11 protein-coding genes are annotated in these 13,140 nt (G+C 52.9%); all 11 read left to right on the top strand.

Annotated elements, in window-relative coordinates; translation table 11 throughout:
* Positions 1–41: 41 nt before the first annotated feature.
* The 11 genes from tssC to FE845_RS06410 all read left to right on the top strand — a co-directional run bounded on the left by tssC (position 42) and on the right by FE845_RS06410 (position 13,044).
* Positions 42–1,562, top strand: a complete 1,521-nt coding sequence (gene tssC / locus FE845_RS06460) for a type VI secretion system contractile sheath large subunit (RefSeq protein ID WP_200362533.1) — start codon at positions 42–44, stop codon at positions 1,560–1,562.
* A gap of 39 nt (positions 1,563–1,601) precedes the next feature.
* A complete protein-coding gene (locus tag FE845_RS06455) occupies positions 1,602–2,399 on the top strand; it encodes a type VI secretion system accessory protein TagJ (RefSeq protein WP_200362531.1) in 798 nt (265 codons plus the stop codon).
* Positions 2,389–2,850, top strand: coding sequence for a type VI secretion system baseplate subunit TssE (tssE, locus tag FE845_RS06450; RefSeq protein ID WP_200362528.1), 462 nt, complete (start codon positions 2,389–2,391; stop codon positions 2,848–2,850). The genes FE845_RS06455 and tssE overlap by 11 nt, the downstream gene beginning before the upstream one ends.
* Positions 2,850–4,664, top strand: a complete 1,815-nt coding sequence (gene tssF / locus FE845_RS06445; protein ID WP_200362526.1) for a type VI secretion system baseplate subunit TssF — start codon at positions 2,850–2,852, stop codon at positions 4,662–4,664. The genes tssE and tssF overlap by 1 nt, the downstream gene beginning before the upstream one ends.
* A complete protein-coding gene (gene tssG, locus FE845_RS06440; protein ID WP_200362524.1) occupies positions 4,664–5,629 on the top strand; it encodes a type VI secretion system baseplate subunit TssG in 966 nt (321 codons plus the stop codon). The genes tssF and tssG overlap by 1 nt, the downstream gene beginning before the upstream one ends.
* 13 nt (positions 5,630–5,642) lie before the next feature.
* The gene (gene tssH / locus FE845_RS06435; protein WP_227714167.1) at positions 5,643–8,219 is read left to right on the top strand and encodes a type VI secretion system ATPase TssH; all 2,577 of its coding nucleotides are present in this window, start codon (positions 5,643–5,645) and stop codon (positions 8,217–8,219) included.
* 21 nt (positions 8,220–8,240) lie between these two features.
* On the top strand, positions 8,241–8,732 hold the full coding sequence (locus tag FE845_RS06430; protein ID WP_200362519.1) for a hypothetical protein: 492 nt from the start codon (positions 8,241–8,243) through the stop codon (positions 8,730–8,732).
* Positions 8,733–8,888: 156 nt separating this feature from the next.
* Positions 8,889–9,368 (top strand): Hcp family type VI secretion system effector, encoded by a 480-nt coding sequence (locus FE845_RS06425; RefSeq protein ID WP_200362517.1) that lies wholly within the window; start codon positions 8,889–8,891, stop codon positions 9,366–9,368.
* A gap of 84 nt (positions 9,369–9,452) precedes the next feature.
* The gene (locus FE845_RS06420) at positions 9,453–11,348 is read left to right on the top strand and encodes a type VI secretion system Vgr family protein (RefSeq protein ID WP_200362515.1); all 1,896 of its coding nucleotides are present in this window, start codon (positions 9,453–9,455) and stop codon (positions 11,346–11,348) included.
* Positions 11,349–11,377: 29 nt separating this feature from the next.
* Positions 11,378–12,196, top strand: coding sequence for a hypothetical protein (locus FE845_RS06415; protein WP_200362513.1), 819 nt, complete (start codon positions 11,378–11,380; stop codon positions 12,194–12,196).
* Positions 12,196–13,044, top strand: coding sequence for a hypothetical protein (locus tag FE845_RS06410; RefSeq protein ID WP_200362511.1), 849 nt, complete (start codon positions 12,196–12,198; stop codon positions 13,042–13,044). The genes FE845_RS06415 and FE845_RS06410 overlap by 1 nt, the downstream gene beginning before the upstream one ends.
* Positions 13,045–13,140 lie beyond the last annotated feature (96 nt).

Below are 13,140 nucleotides of genomic sequence, written 5' to 3'. Positions count from 1 at the left end.
TGGAGCCTCCCGGGGAGGCTCCGGGATTGCTTGGAGTTGGCATGAGCTCAGCATTGTCGTTTGTCGAGCAGGATTACATCACCCGCCGTCAGGCTTCTGACAGCACCTCTGCACCTTCGTGGGGCAGAGGGCTGTCTGAGCGGCTGATTGCCGAGGCTGATGACCAGCAAGCACTGATGTTGTTTCTGAGTCACTACCCCGGTCGCACCGAGTGGACGCGGGACCAGATTCGGGCAGTGCTCGCCGATCGTATTCTGCGAATCGACCGGCTTATCAATGCTCAACTCAATGCCATACTTCACCATCAGGATCTTAAAGATCTTGAGGCCCATTGGCGCGGAGTCAGCCTTCTGGTTGATCAGGCAGCACAAGATGCGCAGCAAGATCAGGTCAAGATAAAGGTTCTGGATGCGTCGTGGGATGTTGTTGCCGCAGACTTTGCCAGAGCTATCGAGTTTGATCAGTCTAAGCTGTTTGCCAAAATCTATTCTGAGGAATTCGGCAGCCCGGGAGGAGAGCCTTTCGGGTTGCTTCTCGGTACCTACAGCATCAGTCACCGAACTCGGGGTGGCGCAGCAAATTTGGAGACGCTTCGGGAGCTGTCGCAGGTGGCGGCGGCCGCATTTGCGCCATTAATCCTCAATGCCGCTCCAAGCTTTTTTGGCGTAGACCACTACGCAGAACTAACGGGTGTGCGGGATCTGGAGAGCCACTTTTCCCAAGTGGAACTCAGCGCCTGGCGCTCCCTACGGGACACCGAAGACTCCCGTTTTCTCGGTTTAGCCGTGCCAAGAATGTTAATGCGACCACCCCATCGGGAGTTAGGTGAGGGAGCAGAAGCGTTTGGTTTTCTGGAGCATCGCAAAATAACCGATAGGGACTATCTTTGGGGCCCTGCCTGCTTTGCTTTTGGAACCGTTGCGATACGAGCGTTCTGCGAATCGGGTTGGTTTTCTCAAATTCGTGGTTTTCGGCCCGGCCGTGTTGCCCATGGCACGGTTGATAACATGCCTGACATTGCAAAAATCAATCCTTCGGGCGTGCTGTTTCCAACACGTCAAGCCGTGGATTGGCAGATTAGTGATCGTATGGAAAAGGCGTTGTCGGAGGAGGGCTTCCTGCCTTTAGTACCTTTGCCGAATACACCCATGCTTGTATTCCATTCCGTACCTTCGATACAGCAGCCAGAGCGGCATGAGACAACTGCGGCAGATGTCAGCGCGCGGCTCTCCTCTATGCTGCATTACATACTGTGCGTTTCAAGGTTTGCGCACTATTTGAAGGTTATGGGGCGAGACCGGATAGGTGGCTATCGGACACCGGAAGAGTGCGAGGCCCAATTACAGCGCTGGATTCACGGTTACACCATGTCAACCGAGAATGCTTCCGATGGCCTACGCACGAAGTTCCCGTTACGTGATGCGCGTGTGACGGTAAAAGCTCGAGCCGGAGAGCCGGGGAAATATTACTCGATCATACATCTTCAGCCTCACTTCCAGCTTGATCAGTTGGTGAGTGGTTTAAGGCTGGTTACTGAACTAACACCGGTGGACGGCCACTGAGCCGGACACCCAGTTTATATTCGAACGGAGGAGTAGGAAATGGATGTCATCAAACAGCATTTGGCGGGCGGCAATCTGGCGCAAGCTATCGAAGAGGTCCAGCAACAGGTAAAGGCTCAGCCTGCTGCGGCAGAACTAAGGGCTTCCTTGATTGAGCTCCTGTGTGTGGCGGGCCACCTAGAGCGCGCCGACGACATGCTGGGGTCTCTCGCCCGTCACCATCCTGAGTGGCTGGCCGGTGCAGCGAACCTGCGCCAACTCATCCGTGCACAACAGGCCCGGCTGGAGTTTCACCAAGGCAAACTGGCGGAGGATGCAGTGGTGTGCGAGGCCGAAAATCTTCAGACCATCCTAGCCCTAAGGGCTGCCCTGAATGAACAGGACTTCACTGCTGCCGAAGCGGCGGCCATCCTTTTGGAGCAGCAAAGACCAGCGACTGAGTTCCGGCTTGGTGAGGTAAGCGGCGATATACGTGACTGTGACGATAGCCTGTGTGACTTTTTGGAAGCGTTAAGTGCAGAAGGCAAGTTCTATCTGTGGCGCTGGTCGGATATCGAATCTATTGATTTTCATCCACCAACCTCGCCAGTCGAACTGGTATGGCGTCGAGCAGATGTTGAGCTGGCATCCGGTAAACAGGGGGAGGTGTTTGTTCCCCTCGTGTACGCCGCTAGCGACACCGATCATGAGCGCCTGGGACGTGTGACAGAATGGCGCGCGCACTCTGACGGGTTAGTAACCGGCATAGGCCTGAAACAGTATCTCGTGGGTGACGATGCTGTAGGGCTTTCGGATGTGAAGCGAGTAGAGCGAGTAGCGGCAGTTTATGCAGACTGAACGCAATGTGCGCCTGCAGATGAACCTCTTGGACCGATTGGCAGCGGATCACAACGCTAAAGCGACGGTTACGACCATTCGCCAGTCTGTTCGTCGAGATCTCGAGGCGCTCTTAAATACCAGAAGATCCTGGCTGGTACTTCCCCCTGAGCTGCGGGAACTCAAACAGTCGGTGCTTGGCTACGGCTTGCCGGACTTTACAGTGATGGATCTGGGAACAGAAGAAGCACGGCAATGGCTGTGTGAGGAAGTGCGCCAGACCATTGTGCGGTTTGAACCAAGGCTGACACGCATTGAAGTGATTGCAGAAGAGGGAGACACGCCCCTTGATCGCACCATGAGGCTGCGAATTGATGCCATTTTATTGGTTGATCCAGTGCCCGAGCCAGTGGCCTTTCGCTCCGACCTTGAGCCCGTAAATCTCTCCATGACGCTTCAGGAGTGCGCGTGATGAGTGATGAACTCCTTCAGTATTACAACCGTGAACTTGCCTACCTAAGACGACAGGGGGCTGAGTTTGCCAAAACTTACCCCAAGGTAGCGGGTAATTTGCGCGTCAGTGATGAGTCCGTAGAGGATCCTCATGTCTCGCGGTTGCTTGAGGGTGTGGCATTTATGACCGCCCAGATTCGTCGGCGTCTGGATAACCACTTTCCTGAACTGACAGATATCTTGATGGGCAACTTGTTTCCGGATTATCTGGCCCCGATTCCTTCCATGACGGTCATCCAGCTAAAAGCCGGTGCATCACAGACCCATTGTGCGGCGTTGGACAAGCAGCAGCGTTACGAAACAACTGTGGAAGGTTTGCCGCCCTGTGAGTTTCGGTCTCCGGCAAGCCACCACTTAGCGCCCGTCGAGGTTGTGACTGCAGCGTTTGAGAATGCACCCTTTGATGCGCCAAGGCCCACGGGCTCGGAGGGCGCACGCAGCGTGATCAAGCTTAGGCTCAAATCACCTCTGCCGTTCAGTGAGATCAACCTGCCATCGTTGAGATTCTACCTGCATGGCCAGACTCATCTGAGCAACGAACTCTATGATCTTATCCACCGCTCAGGCATTGGCTTTGCGATTACCCCAACTACAGACACCCGACAACTGCGGTTCTTCAGTGCCCAGCACATCAAACCGGCAGGATTTGAGGCTGATGATGCCTTGGTTCCCTACAGTAAGCGCAGTTTTGATGGCTTTCGTTTGTTGACCGAGTTTTTTCTATTCCAAGAAAAATTTTTGTTTGCTGAATTTTCGGGGCTTGAAGGGTTTTGGCCCGAACATGAAGAGGTCGACCTGTTTGTCTATCTAGGCGAGGCTTCCGGCGAACAAGAAAAGAGTTTTGTGCCGGAGCATATGCGGCTTTGGTGCGTGCCAGCCGTAAATCTGTTCGACGAGGCTCTGGAACCGGTTAGCAACGACGATTCCAATCATGAACACCGGCTAGTTTCCCGATTCCGCGGCGCTGACACCTATGAGGTTGTCAGTGTGGAGTCTGCCAGTTTGGTGGAGAACGAAAACGTTCGTGAGATGGCGCCTTTCTATGGTATCGGTCACCCTCGCTGGCAGTCGGGCCTAGACGTATTTTGGCATCTGGAAAGACGCGAAACAGGCTGGGCTGGCGGGCAATATGAGCCGGGATTTGAAACCTGTTTAACGCTGGTTGATCGCCGCTTTAATCGTCGCGTACTTGAGGATTTGCCCCAAGGCGAGATCTTGATGGTGAATGCTTGGTGCTGCAACCGGAACATTCCCGAGCGGCTGCCCTTCGGCGGTGGAGAGCCTCGTTTTCGGGCGATTGGTGAGCCTCTTGTGGAGGATGCCGTAGCGCTTGTGCCGCCAACACCCACAACCCGGGCAGATCTCTCAGACGGAGCGCGTTGGGAGTTTGTTCAGCAGTTGAATCTTGAGCACTTCACCGGCAGCGAAGCTCTGAGTCGTCTCAAGGCGGTGTTGCGGCTACATGATTTCAGGCACACCCCGGAAACCGAAGCGTTGATTGAGGGCATCGAGCAGGTAAAAACTCGCCGAATTGCCGCCCGTATTGGCAAAGGCGTCCACAGCGGTGTATGTCAGGGCACCGAGATTTGTATCACCTTTTCCCGGTCAAACTATGCGGGCACCAGCATTTATTTGTTCTCGGCCATTCTTGACCGTTTTTTTGCGCAGTTTGCCCAGATCAATACCTTTACTCGAGTACGGATTCGGCTGGAGGGGCATCATCGTGATTATTATCTTTGGCCTGCGAGAGCGGGCGAGCGGGAGTTGTTGTAATGGCAACCTCAACCACGCTGTTCAAAGCGGTTTGGAAAGCAGAACGCCAGTTAATCAATAACCACGCTGGCTACCACCGAGTTGGCCATGATGGCTGGCCAAATAAGGAGGTGGTGCGCTTTCGCGCCAGCCAAAACCTTGGGTTTGCTGGTCAAGACCTTGTCCGTCTCAAAACCCATCGCGAAGACGATGGCGCAGTACTGCATGAAATGATGACAGATCTCATGGGGTTAACGGGAGCGCGGGGCGCATTGCCCGCCTGTTATACCGAGCGGGTGCTTGAACAGGTAAGGGATAGATCACCTGCTACCCGAGATTTCCTAGACCTGTTCAATCACCGTCTTATTTCGCTGTTTTATCGGAGCTGGGAGAAAACACAGCCAGCCGTGCATCAGGAACGATCTGAGGCGGATATTTTCACGCGAATCCTAAAGTCTCTGACCGGCTGTGAGCAGAGTTGGCAACTTTATTACGGCGCTGCCTTCGCCCGCCGCTCGCGCTCTGCCAGTACGTTACGGTCTGTTCTGGAAGATATCGTGGGCATGAGTGTGGAGGTTAGAACGTTAAGGGGGGAGTGGGCGCCCTTGGCTCTGGAAGATCAATCAAGTCTGCCGAGCAGAAAACAGCCTGAGGGCCAATATGCTCGGCTTGGCGGCGTTATGCTGGGGAGTCGGGTATGGATGGCAGACAAAGGGGTGGATGTTGTTTTTCGCCCGAAATCCCGGGAGCAGCTTGTTTCTGTTTTGCCCGGCGGCACCTATAGCAAGACCGTTTCACACGTAGCGCAACAGCTGGTTAGCGGCCAAATGCGTGTTCATTATCGTTTGTCAGCCCGCGCTGCTCACCTGACCCACACTGTGTTGGGGCGTCATGGTCGGCTTGGGGCTGACAGTTTTATTGGAGCTCGGCCAGAGTCAGTGAAAATGGTCGAGGTCAGTTTCAAACCAAGCCAAGGAAAGGACTGAATTCATGTCTGCAATGACACTCAAATCCCTCGTCGAGAAACTTAATGACTCGGGCAAAGAATCGTTGGAAACAGCTGTAGGCCTTTGCTTCCAGCGGACACACCATACGGTTGAGCCAGAGCACCTTCTAAAAAGCATGATTCGCAATGACGACTCTGATCTGAAAGGGGTGCTGCGGTATTTCAACTTGGATATCACCCGTCTAGACGCGCAGCTGGATAGCGGGTTGGAAACGTTCAGAACAGGCAGCGGTGCAACACCGAGTCTCGCCCCAAGATTGGTGGATCTATTTCGTCAGTGCTGGCTGGATACATCAATCGAGTTTAACGAGCCAACTATGCGAGGGGCCACCATGCTTTACAGCATGTTGAGCGACCCCGCCATGGCGGCGTTGGTTACAAGGCACGCGGGTGAGCTTAATGGTATCGACCCGGCGCGGTTGCTTGCCGAATGGCCTGATATTCATGCAATGCTTGCGCAGGGGGCGACCACGTCCGCGAAGCCAGCAACCGCACGTGCAGGTAAAGAGCAACATCTCGCCAAGTACACCATCGACCTTACAGCTCAAGCGAACGCAGGGGAGCTAGACCCGGTTATTGGTCGGGACGATGAAATCCGTCAAGTGATTGATATTCTGACCCGTCGACGCCAGAACAATCCAATTCTTACGGGTGAGGCCGGAGTTGGGAAAACCGCAGTTGTTGAGGGGCTAGCCAGACGCATTGCTGAGGGAAATGTGCCGGACGTGCTGAAGCCTGCGCGCCTTTTAACTCTTGATCTTGCGTTGCTGCAGGCAGGTGCGGGTGTAAAAGGGGAATTTGAAAATCGCCTGAAAGGTGTTATCGAAGAAGTTAAAAGCTCTGAGCGGCCAATCATTCTGTTCATTGATGAAGCGCATAACATGGTAGGCGCAGGTGGCCAAGCTGGACAGAATGATGCCGCCAATTTGCTCAAGCCAGCACTGGCACGCGGTGAATTGCGCACCATTGCGGCTACAACCTGGGCTGAGTATCGAAAGTTTTTTGAAAAAGATGCGGCTCTAACTCGTCGCTTCCAAGTCGTGAAGGTCGATGAGCCGGATGAGACAACGGCTATTCAAATACTTCGTGGGTTGGTGCCTACGCTAGAGGCACACCACGGCGTTGCGATTGCAGATGACGCGCTGAAAACAGCCGTGGTGCTTTCAACGCGCTTTTTGGCAAGCCGCCAATTGCCGGATAAAGCCGTAGCCTTGCTCGACACGGCCTGTGCTCGGGTGGCCATGAGTCAGGCGAGCGTGCCTGCTTCTGTGGAGCGCGCAAGGGCTGAGGTAACGGGGATGCAGCAAGAGTTGGCCCTGTTGTCCCGCGAATCCCGCTTAGGCGTTAATCATGGCGACCGGCAAGATACGCTGCAAACCCAACTGCATATAGCGGGTGAATCTCTCGCTCAACTAGAAGCTGAATGGGCAGATGAAAAGGCGCTGGTTCAAGAGGCAGCTGCCATCAGCAAGACGCTGCTGGAAGATGAAACCGATGAAGGGAAACAGCGGTTAAACGAAATTCGCGCCAGTCTTGGTGAGCGCGAACAGGTTATGGTGCATTGGCAAGTAGATACGCAGCTGGTTTCAGAAGTACTGTCTGACTGGACCGGCATTCCCTTTGGCCGCATGCAGTCAGATGAAGTGGCGGGCATATTGAACTTGGCTACAACGCTCAAAACCAGAGTAACCGGCCAGGATCATGCCTTGGATGACATCGCTCGCACTATTCAAGTTGCTCGAGCTGAACTCGCTGACGAAAAGAAGCCCTTGGGTGTGTTTCTGCTGGTTGGCCCCAGTGGTGTGGGTAAAACGGAGACCGCCATGGCCCTGGCTGAGCAGGTCTATGGTAGTGAATCCAACATGACCGTCATCAACATGTCGGAGTTTAAAGAGGAGCACAAAGTATCCCAGCTGGTTGGTTCCCCTCCGGGCTACGTGGGTTACGGCGAAGGTGGCGTGTTAACCGAGGCAGTCCGCCGCAAACCCTACAGTGTGATATTGCTCGATGAGATGGAAAAGGCGCACCCTGGTGTTCAGGACATTTTTTATCAGGTGTTTGACAAGGGTTCGCTGCGGGATGGCGAAGGACGTGATGTTGATTTCCGGAACACTGTGCTGTTGATGACCTCAAACGCAGCCTCCGAACACATCTCTGATCTGTATGTAGATGAGCTTACCGCGCCAGAACCGGAGGCGTTGAAAGATGCGATCTGGAACGATCTGCTTGCTATCTTCAAGCCAGCCTTTTTGGGGCGCACGGTGGTCTTGCCTTATCGGCCCCTTGGTGAGGAGCAATTACGCACGATCACTCGAATGCAACTAGAAAGAGTGTGCAAACGTGTTCAGAGGCAGCACGGCATTGCGCTTGAGTATAGCGACGACGTTGTTGAACGTATTGCAGATAGCGGTCACCAGGCCAGTACTGGTGCACGGAATATACAGCAAGTTATACAACGCGAGGTGCTAACACGGCTGTCAGATGTCTTGCTCAATGCGATAGCAAATGACAAGCCTCTGAAAGAGCTTCGAATAACACTCGACGATAACCAGTTCCATATTGGCAGTTAACGGGTGGGCAGGAGTAGCAATATGAAAATAACGGGGTGGTTGCAAAAAGAATTTCGACTTTTGTTAGTTACACCGTTTAAAATTCTGCTACTCCTGTTACTATTTCTAAATGGGTGTGCGTCCCATGGGAAACCAGTCACTCTACATGATACGTATACCGAATATACATATAGAGTGAAAGCTCGAGACTACGCTTATATATTGGATAATTTGATCACTCAATCCATGGGCGATCGAGGTATTAAAAAATCATCAGATTTTCCTGATTATTTTCCGATATTGTCAGACTTGCCGAGTATATTGGTTAAGAAAAAGGAACATTTTGAATTGCGGGATGGCAACTTCGGTTGCTTAACGCTAAATGGTTTCGATCGATTTGATCGACCAGCTGTTATAAAGATGGAGTTTGGAAGGGAGCAGGGAAGCTGGAAGCTGGCTTATGTTTCAGTTGATTACCTCAATTTGCCGTCAGAATTTACGGGCGCAGCTGTGTGCCCAAAGCGACGTGCATAGTAACAGGGCTTTTAACTATGCCGCTGTTCCTCTCTCTTTGTATTGCTATCTAAAAGCTGGACACAAACCCAAGAATCCGAGGTTCTGGCTAAGTGTCAGGACTAGGGTAACCATGTCCTCGTTACAGGACGTAACTTAAAAAGCAAGGAGATACACATGCAAGCGAATACCTACCTGGACTACGAAGGTATTAAGGGTGAAACCACCGCAGAACAGTTCAAGGATATGATCACTGTTCTGACCATGGACTTTAACGTTCATCGGGAGATTTCTTCTTACACCGGTACCGCTATGGACCGTGAAGCCTCTTCTACCCGCCTTGGTGATATTACAATCACTAAACTGCAGGACAATGCCTCTACGGACTTGTTCAAAGAAGCCACTGTTGGCAAGGGTAAAAAAGCAACCTTCTACGTGACCAAGCAGGGTGACGCAGTTGAAGAGATCATGAAGATCGAACTGACTGACGCCATGATTTCCAACTACGCGGTTTCCGTTTCCGGTGACCGTCCGGTTGAGTCTATTACCATTTCTTACACTGAAATGATGATGACTGTTACTCCGACTGATGACAAAAACAGCATCACTGGGCCGAAAGTATACGGCTACAGCGGTGTTAAAGGTCAGCAGTTCTAATAGCAGGCTCCGAACTAGTAGGGGAAGCCCATTGGGTTTCCTCTGCTCTTTTTGTTCACCGAAACCAGGAAGGCGCGGCGATTCATGGGCAAGGAAAAGCAGCATCATTTTCTTCAGATTCACAGCTCTCTCGGTAAAGACGCTCTGGTATTGGAGCGGCTGAAAGTGCGTGAGGGCATGTCACGCCTGTTTGAGGTGCGGGTTGGATTTACCGCTAATCAACGTATCGCTGATATGAAGAAGCACATTGGCGAGGGTGTAACCGTTACCCTGAAGGTAGGGTCAAAAGATGGCGGTGGTGAAAAGCACTTCCATGGCCACTTTCTTAGTATGTGGGAATTGGGAAAGCCGCTTCACAATAGCGATGGCCAGCGTTATGAGGCCATTATCGTACCGAAAGCCTGGTCTGCAGCTAATCGCACCAACTGCCGAATTTTCCAAGATAAAACCGTTAAAAAGATTGTTGAGACAATTCTGGGGGAGCATGGAGTCGCCTTTAGCTGGAAGCTGAAAAAGGGACTTTATACCTACCGTTATTGTGTTCAGTACAATGAAACCGACTGGGATTTCGTTTGCCGGCTACTGGCTCACGAAGGTCTGTGTTTCCATTTCGAGCATTCTAGTGGCTCTCACACGATGGTCATTACCGATCATGAAAAAGCTTGGCCTAAGGCTGTTGAGGGTTCCGTTGTATTCTGTTCCAGGCCAACCGGTGTGGCACATATTTCTAGCTGGTATGCCGGTTTTAAGGCAACAGCTAACTCCATCATTGAGCATGGCTTCGATTTCGAAACGCCCAAGCAGAAGGTTAAGGCAACCAGTAGCGAACAGGTACCTGGGGGTCCGTTTGGTTCTCGCGAGTTGTTTGGGTACTTCGGTGAAGATCGTCCCATCAAGGATGGTGCCAACCTTGCCGCTTTGCACCTGAAAGGCATTGCCCAGGAATCAGAAAGCTACAGGGCTGTATCCGATTACCGCTCTTTTGGTGTTGGTCTAACCTTCTCCTTTAAAGAGCATGAAGACGAAATTCCTCCGCATAATGAATTCGTGATCACGGAAGTGGCGATAGAGGCTTCGGTGCCGCTGAACGCGGATAACCAACCATCAATGGGTAACTTTTTTTACACCAACAGCTTTCGCTGCATACCAACCAAAGCGCCCTTTGTGCCCCGTAAACTGCCAAAGCCAATGGTGCCCGGTTTGCAAACGGCAACCGTTACCTGCGCACCCGGTGAAGAAATCTATGTGGATGAACATGGCCGCATTAAGGTTCAGTTCCACTGGGACCGCGAAGGCAAGTATGACCAAAAGAGTTCCTGCTGGATTCGTGTAGCTCAATCTTGGGCGGGCGAAAATTGGGGCGCACAGTTTATTCCCCGCGAAGGCCAAGAAGTGCTTGTTGAGTTCCTCAGTGGCGACCCAGACCTGCCGCTGATTACCGGCTCCGTTTATAACGGCAAAAACAAAATGCCGTATGAGCCTTTGTCCAAGAAGAATATTTCAGGGCTCAAAAGCCGGTCTACTACGAAAGGCAGCGGTGCCAACTACAACGAAATAAGTTTCGACGACACCATTGGCAAAGAGCTTTTGCTAATGCATGCCGAAAAAGATCACACGTTGACGGTCGAGCACGATCAGACGGATGAGGTTGAGAACGACCGAACCACCACAATCGGCAATAACGACACGCTAACTGTCAAAAACGACCAGACCGATGACGTTAAGAATGACCGCACCACAACGATTGGCAACAATGACACCCTAACGGTCAAAAACAACCAAACGGTTGATATCACCGGTGCTCAAGCGACCACTGCGGGACGAACCGTAACGATTGATGCAGGCCAGAGCATTACCTTAAAAACAGGTGCAGCAAGCCTGACAATGGAGGCTTCCGGTGCGATATCGATTAAGGGCACCAGCATTAGCGTGCAAGGTGTCACCATTGATATGAAAGCCGCGAAGATTAGCCTTAACTAATCAAGGGCTTTGTGCCGGAGTGCCCGTTGATGCTTGAAGGCTTGCTTAAGCAGCGGCAAGCGCTGCTAGACAATGCGCTATCACCTTTGGAGCTGTTGCGGCAGCTCGATAGACGCTTGGTGCTTTGGTGTGAGCAGCATCCGCAAGACTTGGCATTGGATAATTGGCGAAAGGCACAAGGTGATGCCCCAGCTTTTTGGTCGGGAGCACTGAGATTGGAGCTGACCATGCGGCTCTATACTTGCCCGCCCGGAGAGGGCTTCGAGCTGTCGCAGAGTGAAACGGCCAGTGAGTGCAGGGAAGGAAGCCACTGGCAAATGCTGGCCTGTCATTCCGGAATGGAACTTCCTAGGGAATGGCCGGAACCTCCGCAACAACAGCTCTGGGCAGCTATGGCGGCCAGTCGCAGAGGGCAAGAAGCCAAAGTAGACGCTTGTTGGCAAATCTGCGTAAGCATGCAGACCGGCGCGATGCTGGTGAGCGAGCCCGCTGTTAAGAGTTTGTTGTCAGAGTTGTGGTCCGCAGGGAATCCATTTTGGCGAGAGTGGTTTTTCCCGCTGTTATTGGCTGCGTCAGAACAACTGCATCCAGCCATGATTAATGGTTTGGCTGGAAGAGTGAGTGATGCTTCGGTGATTGAAGCTATGGGCATTTCGGGGAGTGATCGCTTTTTGCCGTTGCTTGCAGAGGTTGCTTCCCATGGCGGCGAGCCAGGAGAGGTAGCGAGCGAGGCCTTGCAGCGGAGGAAAGCTCATAACCAAGACCTTGGCCAGCGGTACCGCCAATGGTGGGCAAGTTGGTTGCGTGTTCAGGGTGCTCCGTGGTCGCTGTTCGGAGGTTGTTGGTGATGGCTGCAAGCGAACGCACCGGAGGCTGGCAGGTCAGTGCCCTAATTGGAGAGATTGCTGGCCGAGGTCTGGATGACTGGTTTCGGAGCGGGTTTGTTCCCGCAGATGATTCTGAGTCGCGGGAGGCAAACGGCGGGCTGTTAACGCCAGAGCGGCTGCGCCCGTATTTAGATCCAAATTGCCCGGGATGGTTAATACTTCCAGCTGCAGAGCATCAACGTAGAGAGCAGTGGCTGGCGGCATTTACTGACCAGCCTGTGGAGATTGGTTTTGGGCGGGCCGGGTTGGCTTTAGCTATTCGGGCTGTGGATCGTGCCGGGGTTGCTGCGCAGATACTGGCCGCGGACCTCGAGCCAGAGCTTCAGGTTCTCGCAATGGTTTTGAGCCCGGGGTCTGGTCCTAGCGTGCACTTTAGTGCTCTGGATGGAAGGCTGGAGGGCACTAACGATTTGGCGACTCTGCTGACTAATGCGCAGGCGGCTGTGCCGGAAATAGAAGTGCTGGTATGCCCGGGCACTCCGCAGGAATGTGGCTTTGAGCGGATCATGCCTTTTTTGGCCAGCCTTTCACGTTGGAATCGACCCGCTTTGCGTTGGGAGTTTCCTGAGCTGGTGTTGGATGCTCCCGGTGTTTTAGGCGCTCTTTGGGGGCTTTATTGGCTGTTGGATGGCTACAGAGTAGGCGATTGGCAACAACCGGGCGCACTCCTGTTGTTGGATGCGGTTAGCCCTTTGGCGGGAGTGATTGCAGTTAGTTGTAGTGAAAAGAGTATGGCCGGTTTGGCGCCTCGGCCAGTCATCAAAAGCCTTGAACAATACAGAACGGAGAGTGCACGAATTTCCAGTTGATGTCGGGGTTGTCCAGCGGATCATAAGTGATAGGTCACTGTGGACAAACGTACCAGCCGACCGGTTCCAGAGGCGCGTTCGGTACTTGGCGTGAGG

This window comes from Marinobacter sp. 1-4A (assembly GCF_016597725.1).
Taxonomy (GTDB): Bacteria; Pseudomonadota; Gammaproteobacteria; order Pseudomonadales; family Oleiphilaceae; genus Marinobacter.
Note: the sequence above shows the minus strand (reverse complement) of the source record. Positions and strands in the feature narration are given on the sequence as shown.

Coding starts and splice junctions, on each gene's coding strand:
- tssH (WP_227714167.1), top strand. CDS start 5,643: ATGACACTCAAATCCCTCGTCGAGAAACTTAATGACTCGGGCAAAGAA.
- FE845_RS06430 (WP_200362519.1), top strand. CDS start 8,241: ATGAAAATAACGGGGTGGTTGCAAAAAGAATTTCGACTTTTGTTAGTT.
- FE845_RS06425 (WP_200362517.1), top strand. CDS start 8,889: ATGCAAGCGAATACCTACCTGGACTACGAAGGTATTAAGGGTGAAACC.
- FE845_RS06420 (WP_200362515.1), top strand. CDS start 9,453: ATGGGCAAGGAAAAGCAGCATCATTTTCTTCAGATTCACAGCTCTCTC.
- tssG (WP_200362524.1), top strand. CDS start 4,664: ATGGCAACCTCAACCACGCTGTTCAAAGCGGTTTGGAAAGCAGAACGC.
- tssE (WP_200362528.1), top strand. CDS start 2,389: ATGCAGACTGAACGCAATGTGCGCCTGCAGATGAACCTCTTGGACCGA.
- FE845_RS06415 (WP_200362513.1), top strand. CDS start 11,378: ATGCTTGAAGGCTTGCTTAAGCAGCGGCAAGCGCTGCTAGACAATGCG.
- FE845_RS06455 (WP_200362531.1), top strand. CDS start 1,602: ATGGATGTCATCAAACAGCATTTGGCGGGCGGCAATCTGGCGCAAGCT.
- tssF (WP_200362526.1), top strand. CDS start 2,850: ATGAGTGATGAACTCCTTCAGTATTACAACCGTGAACTTGCCTACCTA.
- tssC (WP_200362533.1), top strand. CDS start 42: ATGAGCTCAGCATTGTCGTTTGTCGAGCAGGATTACATCACCCGCCGT.
- FE845_RS06410 (WP_200362511.1), top strand. CDS start 12,196: ATGGCTGCAAGCGAACGCACCGGAGGCTGGCAGGTCAGTGCCCTAATT.